General features: G+C 47.9%; 12 protein-coding genes and 2 pseudogenes. 1 reads left to right on the forward strand and 13 read right to left on the reverse strand.

From position 1 onward, the window contains the following. A partial coding sequence (locus Q0413_RS09540) for a hypothetical protein (protein ID WP_298989750.1) occupies positions 1 to 418 on the forward strand: 418 nt, incomplete at its 5' end. Positions 419 to 693: 275 nt separating this feature from the next. Here the strand turns inward: Q0413_RS09540 and Q0413_RS09545 are convergent. From Q0413_RS09545 to secA, 13 genes and pseudogenes are all read right to left on the reverse strand, one after another. Then, positions 694 to 1407: a hypothetical protein gene (locus tag Q0413_RS09545; protein WP_298989753.1), complete on the reverse strand. Its 714-nt coding sequence runs from the start codon at positions 1405 to 1407 to the stop codon at positions 694 to 696. A 762-nt stretch (positions 1408 to 2169) separates the two neighbouring features. Further along, positions 2170 to 3273, reverse strand: a complete 1104-nt coding sequence (ychF, locus tag Q0413_RS09550) for a redox-regulated ATPase YchF (protein ID WP_298989756.1) — start codon at positions 3271 to 3273, stop codon at positions 2170 to 2172. Continuing rightward, a complete protein-coding gene (locus Q0413_RS09555) occupies positions 3274 to 4734 on the reverse strand; it encodes a leucyl aminopeptidase (protein ID WP_298989759.1) in 1461 nt (486 codons plus the stop codon). Next, entirely contained in the window at positions 4709 to 5326 is a 618-nt protein-coding gene (locus Q0413_RS09560; RefSeq protein WP_177388946.1) for a DedA family protein, read from the reverse strand. The genes Q0413_RS09555 and Q0413_RS09560 overlap by 26 nt, the downstream gene beginning before the upstream one ends. Before the next feature lie 2 nt (positions 5327 to 5328). Beyond that, complete coding sequence (locus Q0413_RS09565; protein WP_291937052.1) at positions 5329 to 5877, reverse strand: adenine phosphoribosyltransferase; 549 nt, start codon at positions 5875 to 5877, stop codon at positions 5329 to 5331. Next, a complete protein-coding gene (locus tag Q0413_RS09570; RefSeq protein ID WP_297882774.1) occupies positions 5874 to 6116 on the reverse strand; it encodes a hypothetical protein in 243 nt (80 codons plus the stop codon). Before Q0413_RS09570 ends, Q0413_RS09565 begins: the two co-directional genes overlap by 4 nt. Before the next feature lie 647 nt (positions 6117 to 6763). Continuing rightward, a pseudogene (locus tag Q0413_RS09575) lies at positions 6764 to 7009 on the reverse strand (RpiB/LacA/LacB family sugar-phosphate isomerase); the annotation flags it as partial. Positions 7010 to 7318: 309 nt separating this feature from the next. Next, positions 7319 to 7483 (reverse strand): annotated as a pseudogene (locus Q0413_RS09580) (RpiB/LacA/LacB family sugar-phosphate isomerase); the annotation flags it as partial. Positions 7484 to 7492: 9 nt separating this feature from the next. Next, entirely contained in the window at positions 7493 to 8338 is an 846-nt protein-coding gene (lepB, locus tag Q0413_RS09585) for a signal peptidase I (protein ID WP_298989763.1), read from the reverse strand. Then, positions 8339 to 9196, reverse strand: coding sequence for a bifunctional methylenetetrahydrofolate dehydrogenase/methenyltetrahydrofolate cyclohydrolase FolD (gene folD, locus Q0413_RS09590; RefSeq protein ID WP_298989766.1), 858 nt, complete (start codon positions 9194 to 9196; stop codon positions 8339 to 8341). A gap of 222 nt (positions 9197 to 9418) precedes the next feature. Further along, positions 9419 to 9610 (reverse strand): hypothetical protein, encoded by a 192-nt coding sequence (locus Q0413_RS09595; RefSeq protein ID WP_298060846.1) that lies wholly within the window; start codon positions 9608 to 9610, stop codon positions 9419 to 9421. 53 nt (positions 9611 to 9663) lie between these two features. Then, positions 9664 to 10854 carry an ABC transporter permease gene (locus Q0413_RS09600; RefSeq protein ID WP_298989768.1) on the reverse strand — a complete coding sequence of 397 codons (1191 nt, stop codon included), beginning with the start codon at positions 10852 to 10854 and terminating at the stop codon, positions 9664 to 9666. Between the two features lie 762 nt (positions 10855 to 11616). After that, the coding region (gene secA / locus Q0413_RS09605; protein ID WP_298989772.1) for a preprotein translocase subunit SecA at positions 11617 to 13894 on the reverse strand (2278 nt) is incomplete at its 5' end.

The raw sequence follows: 13894 nt of genomic DNA on the forward strand, positions 1-13894 counted from the left end.
GATAGATACGGACTTGCGCGCTACGACTATCGGCAAGAGATTCGAGCATCGGCAAGGGGATCCGCTACCTGATTTCTCGGAGGATAACTCCACGGGCGCTCCGTATGAGCTAAACATAAAATTTGACTATATAAACCGCGAAAATGCGCCGAAGATCGTGCTGAAAAACACTAAGCTAGAGCAAGAGCAAAGCGGGCGCGTAGTATTTGAAAAGGATGAGCTAGAGGCGCCGATAGAGGTTGGCGAATACAGCGGCATCGCAAGCGCATCGGTAACAATCCCGAGTATCGACTCCATCCACGTAAGGCATAAGCTAAGCACTGAAATATGTGTGCCTGATGGCTCCTGCACTAGCTTCGTGCACTACTTCTCGCCGCGCAAAAGCGCACAGGTTACGGCGGTGCTTAGGGCTTTTTAGCCGCGAGAAATTCGGCGTGAAATTTTAAAACATAAAATTTACGGCGGCATGGGTTAATTTGGCGGAATAAACGAGTAGATTATCGATGCCCGTAACGTGATAGTATGCTTTATTCGCGTGGCGGAATTTTGTAGCTTGCCGTATTTGTACGAAACGAAATTTCAAAATTTTGTGGCGCATAAAATTTATAGCACGGTGTGAAATTCTAATATGTAAAATTTAAGGCAGCGGAATGACAAAAATTACGCGCTGTGTATTTTTGCGGTGGAGTAGCGCTATTTCTTACGACGCTTGCGCCACGATGAGAGTTTTTGCATGTAAGTAGAGCAAACCAGATACGAACACACGAATGCGAGCACTAAACAAGAAAAGAAATAATCCCTAAAGCCTAAAATATCGCAAATATAAAGCAATGCTGCAAGCGCGATGATAAAAACGGCGGTAAAAAACATAAGGAATATAGCAAAGTAGGTGCACGTCAAAAATATCCGTGTCAAACGAGGTGCGCGCCTTTCAATAGTGCGGACGATCGTATAAACGTATGCCAGAATTATCATCGCAACAAACGCAAGCCCCGCGCAAGTGTAGAAAAAATCGCTCAGGTTTGGGAATGCGTCTTTTGCGAACGCAAAATATATCGCATAAAATACCGTCGTGGCGAAAAAGATCAGACCGAATGTAATCAAAATGTCCCAAGCTAAAGATAGCGTGCGTTTTGCGGCATCCAGCGAGCTCAACGCAAAATCGCGGGCATATTCCAAAGGCGTTCTGCGGCGCTCGACTTCCAAGGCGACGAGGCTGCCTAGATATCCTTGGTTGCAGTATTTTACGCGCACCAAATCGCCCTGCTTAAACGAGAACGCCCTGCAACGCATGCGAAAACGAACGCCGCCGATCTCAAAAAGCATGAGCGTCTCGATCTCCTGCCTAAGGACGCGGACGTGCAAGTTTTCTATCCTGCCTTCGATACAGGGCTGCTTATTTCGCATAATCCTCCAAAATTAAGTTTAAATTTCGCGCCGCTTACTAGGCGCTTGTTTGCTCGGCGCTAGAAAAACCCGCTCATCTTGCTTGCAAGGCTCTGCGGCGCGACGGAATTCTACGCGACAAAATTCCGCGGCTCCTAATTCCGCGCGGAAACCGCTACGCTTGCCGCCTAAATAAAACCGCGAAATTTTAAGCGGGTTTGGTTTTGGGTTTTCATTAAATTCCGCCGCGCCTATCGGCGGCAAATTTAATACGGTTAGCTTTACGAGCGCGGTTCGTGCCACGTACTAAAACAGCGTATTCAAATTTAAGATCATAAAAATTTAAAAATCGCCGGATATCAAATTTGTAAGCCGTAAATTTAAATATAGAGCTCAAATACTATCGCACGCAGATACGAGCTATTGCGATTTTTAGTTAAAATTTCACCCTTTAAATTTACGCGCAGTTTTTGCCGCGTATAAATTTTAACGCGATTTTGGAAGTATTTCTTAGACATATTTTGCCAGGCAAATTTAAGCGCAAATCCTGCGCGAGGCGACTCTGCTTGTGTAAAAATTTTAACGCGAGCCAAGCCGATTAAATTTCGCTGTGAAATTTAACGATGCTTTAGCGCTCAAGTCCCATTGTAGCTCTAGCGATACAAATTTCAGCCGAAAGCCGCTGCTCCAAAAATCAAAATTTATTTAGCCCGCGTTTGAGCTGAAATTTTACAAAATTTTAAAGCCATCGCAGGCCAAATTTCAACGCGCCTAAAAACAAATTTAAACGTTAAATCTAAAATGCATCACGTCGCCGTCTTGCACGACGTAGTCCTTGCCCTCAAGGCGCATCTTGCCCGCTTCTTTCGCCCTGCTCTCGCCGCCGCATGCGATAAAATCATCAAATCCGATCACCTCGGCTCTGATAAATCCGCGCTCAAAGTCGTTGTGGATAACGCTCGCGGCCTTCGGAGCCTTCCAGCCCTTCGTGATCGTCCATGCGCGCACCTCCATCTCGCCTGCGGTAAAGTAGCTGATGAGGCTGAGCTTCGCAAATGAGCGCTTGATGATTAGCTCCAGCCCGCTTTGCTGCGAGCCCAGGCTCTGCAGCATCTCGTGCGTCTCCTCGTCGCTTAGCCCTATGAGCTCCTCTTCGATCTTGGCGCAGAGCTTGATCACCTCGGCGCCGCGAGCACTCGCGTATTCTCTTACGCGCGCGACATATTCGTTATCCTGCGCGATGCCGTCCTCGTCCACATTGGCGCCGTAGATTACATCTTTGGCGCTAAGCAGGCGCAGCTCGCGATTTAAAGCGATGTAGTTTTCATCCTCTTTGAGCGCGAAATTTGAAGCGGGCTTGCCGTCGTTTAGATGCGCTAAAAGCTCGTTTGCTACGGCTAGCGCCTCTTTAGCACCCTTTTGGTTTGCTTTGGCTTCCTTGCCGAGACGCTCGATCTTGCGTCCAAGCTGCTCGATATCTGCTAAAATCAGCTCGGTTTCGATGATCTCGATGTCGCGGATAGGATCGACGCAGCCTTCGACGTGAGTTATGTCGCCGCTTTCGAAGCAGCGCACGATATGAAGGATGATCTCGCACTCGCGGATATTTGAAAGAAATTTATTCCCCAGCCCCTCGCCTTTACTCGCTCCGCGCACGAGGCCCGCGATATCTACAAACTCGATGGTCGAATGCACGATGCGACCGGGCTTAACGATCTGCGCTAGCTTGCCAAGCCTGGCATCGGGCACGGGCACGACCGCTTTATTGGACTCGATCGTGCAGAATGGATAATTCTGCGCCTGCGCGTTTTGCGCGCCGCTAAGAGCGTTAAAAGTGGTGGATTTACCGACGTTCGGAAGCCCTACGATCCCTACTGACAGCCCCATCTACGCGTCCTTCAGCTCTTTGGCTAGAGCCTGCAAGAAATATAAGTTTGCTCTCACGCCCGCGCCAGTCGCGCCCACTGCGTAATAGCCCCACGCCTTTTCCAGATACGCAGGCCCCGCGATATCAAGGTGCAGCCACTTGTCTTTATACTCGTCTTTGATAAATTTATCCAAAAATAGTCCCGCGGTTATCGCGCCGCCGTATCTGCTGGAAGCGCAGTTGGAGACGTCTGCGATACTGCTTTTAATTAGCTCGCGCAGATAATCGTTAAATTCCAAAATGCTAAATAGCTCGCCGCTACAATCGCTAAAATCTTTAAATTTACGCTTTAGCTCCTCGCTGTTTCCCATGATGCCGCTAGTGTATTCGCCCAGGCCCACGACGCAAGCGCCGGTAAGCGTCGCCATATCGATTAGCAGATCAGGCTCAAGATCCTGCGCGTAGCTTAGGCAGTCGGCAAGCACGAGCCGCCCCTCCGCATCGGTGTTTCGCACCTCTATGCTTACGCCGCTGCGGCTAAGCAGCACGTCGTCGGGTTTATACGAATCGCCGCCGATCATATTTTCAGTAGCGCCGATAACCGCATGTATCTCAAACGGTAGCTCAAGCTCGGCAGTGCCTTTGATGATACCCATTGCAGCGAGCGCGCCGCTTTTATCGCTTTTCATCGTAAGCATATAATCGGCAGGCTTGAGGCTTAGCCCGCCGCTGTCGTAAGTAAGCCCTTTGCCGACGAAAACGACGCGCTTTAGGCAGCGCTGCGGCTTATAGATCAGATGAATTAAGCGCGGCGGATGAGCGCTGGAGCGATTGACCGCCAAAAACGCATTCATATTCTGCTCGCGCAAAAAGTCCTCGTCGTAAATTTTAACGCTCACGTCGTCGTAGTTAGACGCTAAAATTTCAGCCTCGCTCGCCATCTTTTCGGGCGTGTAAATTTCGGGGATCTCATTGACGCCGTCGCGCGCGAAATTTGCGGCATTTGCCATCACGGTGCCCTGCTGCACGCCGTAGTTCATCTTTTGCACGTCGGGGCTACTGCCGCCGTACTCCTGCGTCGAGATTAAAATTTCATTCAAGCTGGAGCTTTTCTTGTCGCTTTTGTATTTGTTAAACTCATAGCCGCCCAAAAGCACGCCCTCGACCATCGCCATCGTGCTTCTGCGGTCGCATCCGCATTTATAAAAGGCGATTTTGAAATTTTTAATCGCGTAGCCCTTAAGCGCGTTGTATGCGCTCGCAAGCGCCGCTCGCAACCTATCGAAGCTAAGCTCCTTAACGCCGACGTACAGCCGTCCGCTCTCGGCAAGCAGTAGATTGCCCTCGCCTTTGTAATTAAAAAGCGCAAACTTATCCGTGTCTTTAATAAATTCGTGATTTAAATTTTTATCCACAACTAAAATAACTTCAAAATCCGCCTCTATCTCGTTAATTTTACGATCTAGCAGTTTTACTTTCATCTCGTTCCTTTCGTGAGTTCATAAAGTGATTTTCCATACGTTTAAATAACCTAAAAAATAGATATAAAATTCCGCCTATGATAGGTATCGCAAAATACCAGTGTTGCTCGATTAGCCGCAGCCCGCTCCAGATCTCCTCGCCAAAATACCACGCCAAAACCATCGTTGCGCCTGACCAGCACCAAGCGCTAAAAAGATTGATAATCGCAAATTTCTTTGCGCTGTAGCGAGTGATGCCGATACTCATCGGGATGATGACGCGGAAGCCATACATATAGCGCTGCATTAAAATTATCGGCCAGCCGTAGCGTTGCAAAAGTAGGTGCGCGATCGCAAATTTCCGGCGCTGTGCCGCGAGCTTTTTACTGATATATTTTTTATTGTAGCGACCGATATAAAAATAAAACTGATCGCCGCAAAATGCCCCAAGACCCGCGACAAAGATACCTAGCGGCAAATTTATGTGCCCCTCGTGCGCCATTATGCCGCCTAAAATCAGTGCGATTTCGCCTTCTAAAATACACCAAACAAAAAGCACGATATAGGCGTATTGGTGGTATTCTTGTAATAAATTTTTAAGTAGCTCTTCCAAAATTACGCCTCTAAAACGCAATAAACGTTTGTGCGACGCGAAAACTCGCCTAGATCGTTTAACTCACGTAAATTTAGCAAAAAGCAGGCTTCAACGCACTTAGCCTGCGTCTGCGCGATGAGATCTAATGCCGCTCGTGCGGTGCCTCCGGTGGCGATAAGATCGTCGATTAGCAACACCTTGGCATCCTGCACGCCGGAGAATGCATCCACATGCATCTCGACCTGATCGAAGCCGTATTCAAGGCTGTATTTTTGCGAAATCGTGATATAAGGAAGCTTCTTTGGCTTTCTAATTGGCACAAAAGCAACCCTCAACCTCGCAGCAAGTGCCGCTGCAAAAATAAATCCGCGACTTTCTATGCCTACTATGTAATCAAGTCCGTAATCGGCGTAGCGCTCGGCTAGATGATCAAGCAGGAAATTAAACGCCTCGCGATCGCCTACGAGCGTCGTGATATCGTAAAACAAAATACCGGGCTTTGGGAAGTCGCGCACGGTGCGGATCGAGCGAAATAAATAGCTTTTTTGCTCGCTGCTTAGACTTTTCATAGCTTACCTCTTTTCAATCTTGCGTTTTGGATTTTTAAGCTGCAGTTTTCGCTCTCCTCATTTTGCAGGGCCTCAATGCCGAAGCGAAGGGCAGTTTTGAGCTTTTCGTTATCGCTTTTAAGCTTTGAAATTTTCTGCTCGCTTTTACGAAGAAGGGCGTAAATTTTAGAATTTTTTCGGATCGATAGAATAAGTAGTGCTGCAAAAAATAGCGCTAAAACGCCTAATGCTACGCTCATTGCTTGCCTCCTTCATTTGGATTTGCAAAGCGCATAGTAGCGGAGGTTATGCTAAAATAGGCAGAATTTATGCCTCTAAAATACGCGTTAGAAAGATTTGCTCCCTTTAAATTTATGCTCGTAATAGCAGAATTCTCATCTGTTAAACCCGTACTAGCGCAATTTGCGTTTTTTAGCTTAACGTTCATAAAGAAGGAATTTGTAACATTGAAATTTATAATTGTGGGGTTCAAACCGACAAAATCTTTGCGGCTAGCTTTTTGAGCGAAATTTTTCTTACAAACGCTCGCGCGCGTAAAATTTAACGTAGAATTTGTGCTAGTGGAATTTTTATCTAGCGGATTTTTCTCATTAAAGATTATCTTTGCGTGCGTAGAATTTAAATTTATATGATGTGCACCGCAAAAGCCTATCAAGGAATTCTCGCCGGTAAAAAAGGAATTTTTATCGTTAAAGCTCCGCGCAAAATTTGACGCGGAATCCGTGTCGATAGGATTTTTGCTAGAAGGGCTTTTGCCGGCGAAGCTTGATTTGGAATTCCGCCCATTTAAATTAGCGCCACAGCTTTGTTCCGCAAAATTTTGAGCGGAATTCTGCATGGAATTCTCCCCATTAAATCCATGCGCGCAATTCGCACTACCGCAAGCGCCTAGCTTTGCGACGCGCTTAATGTGCCTACCGCCCGCAAAATCGGTGCTAAAAAACGCCCTAATCATATCTCCGATCACCAGCGCGCCCATTAATCGCTCGCCGAAGGCTAGGACGTTGGCGTCGTTGTGCTCTCTGGCTAATCTAGCGCTAGTCGCGTCATGACACAATGCACAGCGGATGTGAGCGTGGCGATTTGCGGCGATGCTGATACCGATGCCCGTACCGCAAATCAAAACGCCGTAAATGCCGTAGTCGGTGGAATTTAAAATTTTATCTTTGCTCGCATTAGGGCTTACGGCTGCATTTACGCAGGTAGTCATGCTTTCGCTAGTGTTAAAATTTTGACGACTAGCGTTTTTTATAATGTTAAAATTTTCATTTTTCCCGCTGCATTGTACGGCGTCGTTAAAATTTCCGCAGCCGTTTATGCTTGCGTCAAAATTTTCGTTGTCACTTGCTTCGGAATTTTCCGCGGCCGCAGCGGAATTTTCGCCGTCGTTTTCTTTAAAATTTTCACTTCGCGCGCAGGCTTCACATTCGGCTAAAATTTTATCCGCCAGCGCGCCCGCAAAATCGGGATAGTCCACGCTCGCTTCGGCACTATGCGTGCCAAGATCAACCGCTTCGTAACCTAAAGCGGCGAGCGCTTTTTTAGCTTGTTCTTTGGCACGAAAGCCCGCGTGATCGCTCGCTATGAAAATTTTATTTATTTGCATTGCCGCTCCTTATTTTTGCTCATAGATTAGGCTCTCGTCGTTTTGCAAGGTATCGACAAAGCGCCCGATTCGCTCCCAGCGGATCTTGCGATCGGCATCGATACTAAAATATGTAAACCACGGCTTACCGACGATCAGACGATAAGGTACCGGGCCCCAGAAGCGGCTATCGGCAGAGTTATTGCGATTATCTCCTATCATAAAATACTCATCCTGCGGCACTTTGATGTAAAAGGCATTGAAACTCTGCCCCATGCTTTCGAAATTTTGCCCGATCTCGCTTAGACTGACGGGCTTCATAGCAAATTTACCCCCATCAAGCGCAGCTTTGACGTTTGCCAGCATCGAGTTTCGATTATTAGGGTCGTAGTGGATACCTTTAAATTTATAGGGTTCCTTGACATATTTTTCGCCGCCCAAAATCACAATGTCGCGAGTATCGTAGTTTGCAGCAATGAACTCGTCGCCTTCATGCGGACGAAGGTAGAAATTATTCAGATCAAATATCACCTCGTCGCCGCCTACGGCAAAATTTCGCTTTACAAAGTGCATTTTTTCATTAAGCGGATAGCGAAAAACCACGATATCGCCGCGCTTCGGACCCTCGCCGCGGATGATATGCCCATCTCCGTCGCTATCAGGAGCTACCTGCCACTCTACAAAGGGAATATGTGGGGTCGGGATGCCGTAGCTAAATTTTTTAACGAATAAAAAATCGCCCTCCAAAAGCGTAGTGCGCATCGATCCACTAGGGATCACAAAGGCTTGCGCAACAAAAAGAATGACGAATAAAACGACGATGACCGTCCCCGTCCAACTCGATAAAAATTTATAAATTTTGCTTAGTATTTTCATTTAGGCTCTTTGTCTTAAGCGATTTTTCGCCGATTTTATCGTATTGCTCAAAAGCATAGCAATCGTCATCGGCCCCACGCCTCCGGGCACGGGCGTGATGAACGAGCATTTTGGCGCGACTGCGTCAAAATCGACGTCGCCTCTTAGCTTGCCGTCCTCGCCGCGATTGATCCCCACGTCGATTACCACCGCGCCTTGTTTTACCATATCGGCGCCCACAAAATACGCCTTGCCGACCGCCGCGACCAAAATGTCGGCGTCTGCACAAAGCCGCTTTAAATCTTTCGTCTTGCTATGAGCGATAGTGACGGTGGCGTCGGCATTTAACAGCAGGCTCGCCATCGGCTTTCCGACGATATTGCTACGCCCCAGCACGACGGCGTTTTTACCCACTATCTGCACGCCGTATTCCTCAAGCAGGCGCATCACGCCAAGCGGAGTACAAGGCACAAAACCGTCCGCAAGCCCGCTAGTAAGCTTGCCTACGTTTATCGCACTAAATCCGTCCACGTCCTTTTGCGGGCTTATTTTTTCTAAAATTTTATTCGTATCAATGTGCTTTGGAAGCGGCAACTGCACCAAGATGCCGTCGATGCTTTCGTCTTCGTTTAAATTTTCTATCAGTTCTAAAAGCGCCGCCTCGCTCACGTCGGAGCTCAAGCGGTGCGCTACGGATCGGATCCCACAGGCGGCGCAGGCTTTTTCCTTGCTCGCGACATAGGTCTTGCTAGCCGCGTCTTCGCCTACCAAAATCACCGCCAGCGCGGGCTCTACGCCCTTTGCGGCAAGGTTTGAAGCGACCGATTTGATCTCCTCTTTTACCTTTGCGCTTATGCTTTTGCCGTCGATTAAAGTCATTTAAAGCCTTTTTGAGAAATAGGGAATGTTACCCTAAAATTTATAAAATTTAGATTTATTTCGCGGATTTTACGGGAATTTTAAAGCGATTTTTAAATGAAATTCCGCAGCTTTAGACTAATGACATCTTACGTTAAATAGAATTTTAAGATAGCAAAATTTAAAACCGGCGGAATTTAAGCTAAGCAAAATTCCGTCGATTGAGCTATGAATTTACAGGGCTTATCGGAGCTGAGATTTCATAACGGGGCGAATGCCTTGACGCTGTTGAGCCTTTCTTACGGCATCCATACAACCACCGGTAGAGCAGCTTTGAGTGGGTTGCATCATAGGCTCTTTTTGTGGCTCTTGTTTATGCGCTTGGCAGCCCGCTAGTATCGTTGCTGCAGCAACACATAATATAAAATTTTTCATTTTGGTCCTTTCTTTAAAATTTTATAAAATTTTAACTGCGATTTCTAAACGGCTTACTCGTTGCGCAGCGTTTGCAGCACGTCGATCTGCGTGGCTTTTTTGGCCGGGTACCACGACGATAGCGCCACGATAAGCACCGCGCCGATTAAAATCATCGCCAAATCGCCTAGCGAGAGCTCCATCGGCAGCTTCGAGCTTCCGTAGACGTCGGCCGGCAGATTTACGATGTCGAAGCTTCCGAGCAGCCACACGCCAAATAGGCCCAAAATGAGCCCGAATATGATGCCGCCGCCGCCGATCGTGGCTCCGAGCGCGAAAAAGGTCCTTTTGACCTCCTTTTTACTAGCTCCCAGGCTAAGTAAAAGCGCGATCTCTTGGCGACGGTTCATCACGGTCATCAGAAGCGAACTTACGATATTTAGGCTCGCGACTAGGATTATTAGCATCAGCACGATGAAAAGCGCGCGCTTCTCAAGCGCAAGGGCGCTGAAAAAATTGCCGTTTTGCTGCCACCAGCCCACGGCGCTAGTGCCGCTAGGGAGGCTTTTTTTGATGCGCTCCAGATCCTTAAACGGATCGTTTGAAAAAACATGCACGCCGTCGAAGGTCCCCTCGTCGTAGCCTAAAATTTTGGCTAGATCGCTTGCGTCTGCGTAGGAATACGCCTTGTCGTAGGCGATCAGCCCGGAGCTGAAATCCGCGCGCACGTCAAAGCGCTTCATCTTAGGGATCAGCGCAAAGCCGCCCGGATCGCTCTTCGTAAAGATCATCGTGATCTTACTGCCCTCATCCAGCATAAACTCGTCCTTGATCCCGCGCCCTATCATGATGCCGTAGTCCGTTAGATTGGCGTCTTTGGCGCCTGCTGCAACGACCGAATTAATGCGCTTTTCATCGTTTAAATTTACGCCGAAAATCAGCCCGCCCTCGAGCTTCTCGCCGCTTTTGGCGATAACTTGCGAGCTAATATACGGACTAAAGATCAGATCGGGGAAGTCCGCCCGCAGCCCCTCCACGTCGTCTTTTGAAATGCCGCCGCGAAAGTGGCTGTGGATCGTGATCGGGTAGTTCATCGTAAAGAGCTTGCGCTCAAATTCCTTATCGAAACCGTTCATTATCGCCATCGCGACGATCAGCACCGTAAGCCCCACGCCGACGCCCAAGAACGCAAGCAGCGCCGAAAGCGTAATGAAGGGCTGAGAGCGGTCGAATCTGAGATATTTGAATAATAAATACTTTACCAAAAAGCCGTCCTTGTAAAATTTTACATAAAATTTGGCACTAAATTCTATGTGAAATTTTAAGTATTTTGGAATTTTAAAATTCCAAAAACGGGTTTTGCGGCGTCAAATATAGAAACTCCAGCCTGCTTTAAAATTTAAAATCGCGCCGAAATCTACTTATACGAAATGAAATTCGCCCCCAAGAGATATCGGATACGGCAAATCAAACAGACCTTTTTACCAAAACTTTAAAATTTTAAACCTAAATTCTAAATTTTAAAATTTCAAATGCCTCAAAATTTTAAAATTTTAGAAATTTAAAACTTTTTAGAATTTTGAAATTCTTAAAATTTAAAGGCGAGCTTTGCTTACAAGCTCGCCCGTATCGCATAAATTTAAAATTTTAAATGAATGCTGTATCTTAGCCGCGCACTAAATTTAAGCACCGTGCGCCGTTCGCGTTTTGCCGCACGGCGCACCGTAACGGCGCTGCGAAAACAAGTAGTCAAAGGCACCAAGTGCGCTTTGAAATTTTAAAATTTCAAAACCAAAGTTCCGCTCCATCGCGCAGCTTTGCTCACCGTCCGCGCGGCCTCACAATCAAGCTCTTTTAAAATTTCTGTCCACGCCGCCTAGCGATCGAGCCCCTTTAAAATTTTATGACGCTCTCGCCCGCGACATATCCGCTGAACACAGAAGCAAAGCAAGATCGAAAAGCGCCGGTCGCGTAATACTCGCAATCGAAATCACCGATCGCGCGATATTTACGACCGATCGTCGCGCTTACCTCGCAAAGCCGCCTTTTTTCGGACCGCCCTTGCCGTGGCAGTCTTTGTATTTTTTGCCGCTGCCGCAAGGGCAAGGATCGTTGCGCTTAGGCTTTTTATCGCCGAACTCATCAGGGCCCTTTAGCTGCGCCTCATTCGTGCTTGCAGCGGCGAGCTCTTTGGCGTTTGAGCTCTCCATACGCTCCTGCATCGCGCGCTGCTCGGCTTCGATCTCCTCCTGTGATTTGAACTGGATCGAATGCAGCAAGCGGATGCTATCGGATTTGAGGCGCATTACAAGCTCCATAAAGAGATTGTAGCTCTCCTTTTTATACTCCGTAAGCGGGTCTTTGTGGTTGTAGCCGCGAAGTCCGATGCCCGCCTTTAGGATATCCATCTGATACAGATGTTCCCGCCAGTCGCGATCGACGATCTGCAGATAAAGCATCTTTTCGATACTTTTTCGCTGCTGCGGATCGATCGGCGCCATCTTATTTTCATACGAAACGGCAAGCGCGCCGATGATCTTTTCTTTCAGCTCTTTGAAATCATCGACCTTCTCAAGCTCGCTATTTTCGAGCACCTCGCCCGTTTCTTGAGCGATTTTGGCGACGATCGGGAATTTATCGACCTCTTTGATATTTGCGCCGTCAAAAATTTCAAGCTCCTCAAGCACGCTAGAGATGTACTCCTCGCGGTTTTGAATGATTTTATCTTTCAGATCGTAGTCGGGATCCAAAAGCTCGTTGCGATATTTATAGATCGTCTTGCGCTGCTCGTTTGCGACGTCGTCGTATTCTAGGATATTTTTACGCGCTTCAAAGTGCAAGCTCTCGACCTTTTTCTGCGCGTTCTCTACTGCGCGCGAAACCATGCCTGATTCGATATGCTCGCCGTCTTTCAAACCCAAGCGATCCATGATATTTTTAATCTTGTCGCTGCCAAAAATTCTAAGCAGATTATCCTCCAAGCTTAAGAAAAATCTACTCTCGCCCGGATCACCTTGGCGCCCGCTTCGTCCGCGGAGCTGATTATCGATACGGCGACTTTCGTGGCGCTCGGTACCTAAAATATATAGTCCGCCCAAAGCGCGCACTTCGTCGTCTATGCGGATATCCACGCCACGTCCCGCCATATTCGTAGCGATCGTTACGGCACCCTTTACGCCCGCGTCTTTGATGATCTGCGCTTCGCGCTCATGATTTTTGGCGTTCAGCACGGAGTGCGCGATGTTTTCTCTAACCAAAAGCTCGTGCAACTTCTCGCTTTTTTCGATCGACGCGGTGCCCACGAGCACGGGCTGGCCTTTGGAATTTAGCCGCTTGATCTCACCAATGACGGCGTCAAATTTCTCGCGCTCGGTTTTGTAGATAAGATCGTTTTGATCCTTTCTGATGACCGGCACATTTGTAGGGATCGAGACTACTTCGAGTTTGTAAATTTGAGAAAATTCCGTTGCTTCCGTCTGTGCCGTACCCGTCATACCGGCGAGTTTTTCGTAAAGACGGAAGTAGTTTTGAAAGGTAATGTCGGCAAGAGTTTGGCTCTCCTCTTGGATTTGCACGCCCTCTTTAGCTTCAAGAGCTTGGTGCAAGCCTTCACTGAATCTGCGCCCCTCGCTAAGACGACCCGTAAATTCATCCACGATTACGACCTGTCCGTCGCGCACGACGTAGTGCACGTCCTTTTCAAAAAGATAATTTGCTTTAAGTGCTTGATCAAGGTAGTGGCTAAGCACGGCATTTTCGAGACTATAGAGGTTATCGACGCCAAAAAGCTTCTCGGCTTTTGAAATTCCCGCTTCGGTAATCAAAATGGCGCGGTTTTTCTCATCTACGGTAAAATCACCCGTCGCCTTGCCTTTCGGATCGGCTGGCGCCTCACCGCGGATCATTTGGCGAGCTACTTCATTTGCCTTGATGTAGCCGTCTAGAGTGCGGTTCGTAGGGCCAGAGATGATAAGTGGCGTTCGTGCTTCGTCGATTAAAATACTATCAACTTCATCGACGATTACGAAATGATGCCCGCGTTGCACCTTTTCATCCGCGCTAAATTTCATATTATCACGCAGATAGTCAAAGCCGAACTCGTTGTTTGTGCCATACGTAATATCGCACGCGTATGCAGCCTTGCGCTTGGCGTCATCGTATTCGCCGCCTACGATCACACCGGTACTAAGCCCTAAAAATTCATATAGCTCGCCCATCTGCGCAGCATCGCGCTTGGCCAGGTAGTCGTTTACGGTCACGACATGCACGCCCTTGCCTTCCATCGCATTTAGCACTACTGCCAAG

The organism is uncultured Campylobacter sp. (assembly GCF_938045465.1).
GTDB lineage: Bacteria > Campylobacterota > Campylobacteria > Campylobacterales > Campylobacteraceae > Campylobacter_B.

Excerpts from the sequence above, each read along its gene's own strand:
- Q0413_RS09545 (WP_298989753.1), bottom strand. The coding sequence starts at position 1,407 with ATGCGAAATAAGCAGCCCTGTATCGAAGGCAGGATAGAAAACTTGCAC.
- ychF (WP_298989756.1), bottom strand. The coding sequence starts at position 3,273 with ATGGGGCTGTCAGTAGGGATCGTAGGGCTTCCGAACGTCGGTAAATCC.
- Q0413_RS09555 (WP_298989759.1), bottom strand. The coding sequence starts at position 4,734 with ATGAAAGTAAAACTGCTAGATCGTAAAATTAACGAGATAGAGGCGGAT.
- Q0413_RS09565 (WP_291937052.1), bottom strand. The coding sequence starts at position 5,877 with ATGAAAAGTCTAAGCAGCGAGCAAAAAAGCTATTTATTTCGCTCGATC.
- Q0413_RS09570 (WP_297882774.1), bottom strand. The coding sequence starts at position 6,116 with ATGAGCGTAGCATTAGGCGTTTTAGCGCTATTTTTTGCAGCACTACTT.
- lepB (WP_298989763.1), bottom strand. The coding sequence starts at position 8,338 with ATGAAAATACTAAGCAAAATTTATAAATTTTTATCGAGTTGGACGGGG.
- folD (WP_298989766.1), bottom strand. The coding sequence starts at position 9,196 with ATGACTTTAATCGACGGCAAAAGCATAAGCGCAAAGGTAAAAGAGGAG.
- Q0413_RS09595 (WP_298060846.1), bottom strand. The coding sequence starts at position 9,610 with ATGAAAAATTTTATATTATGTGTTGCTGCAGCAACGATACTAGCGGGC.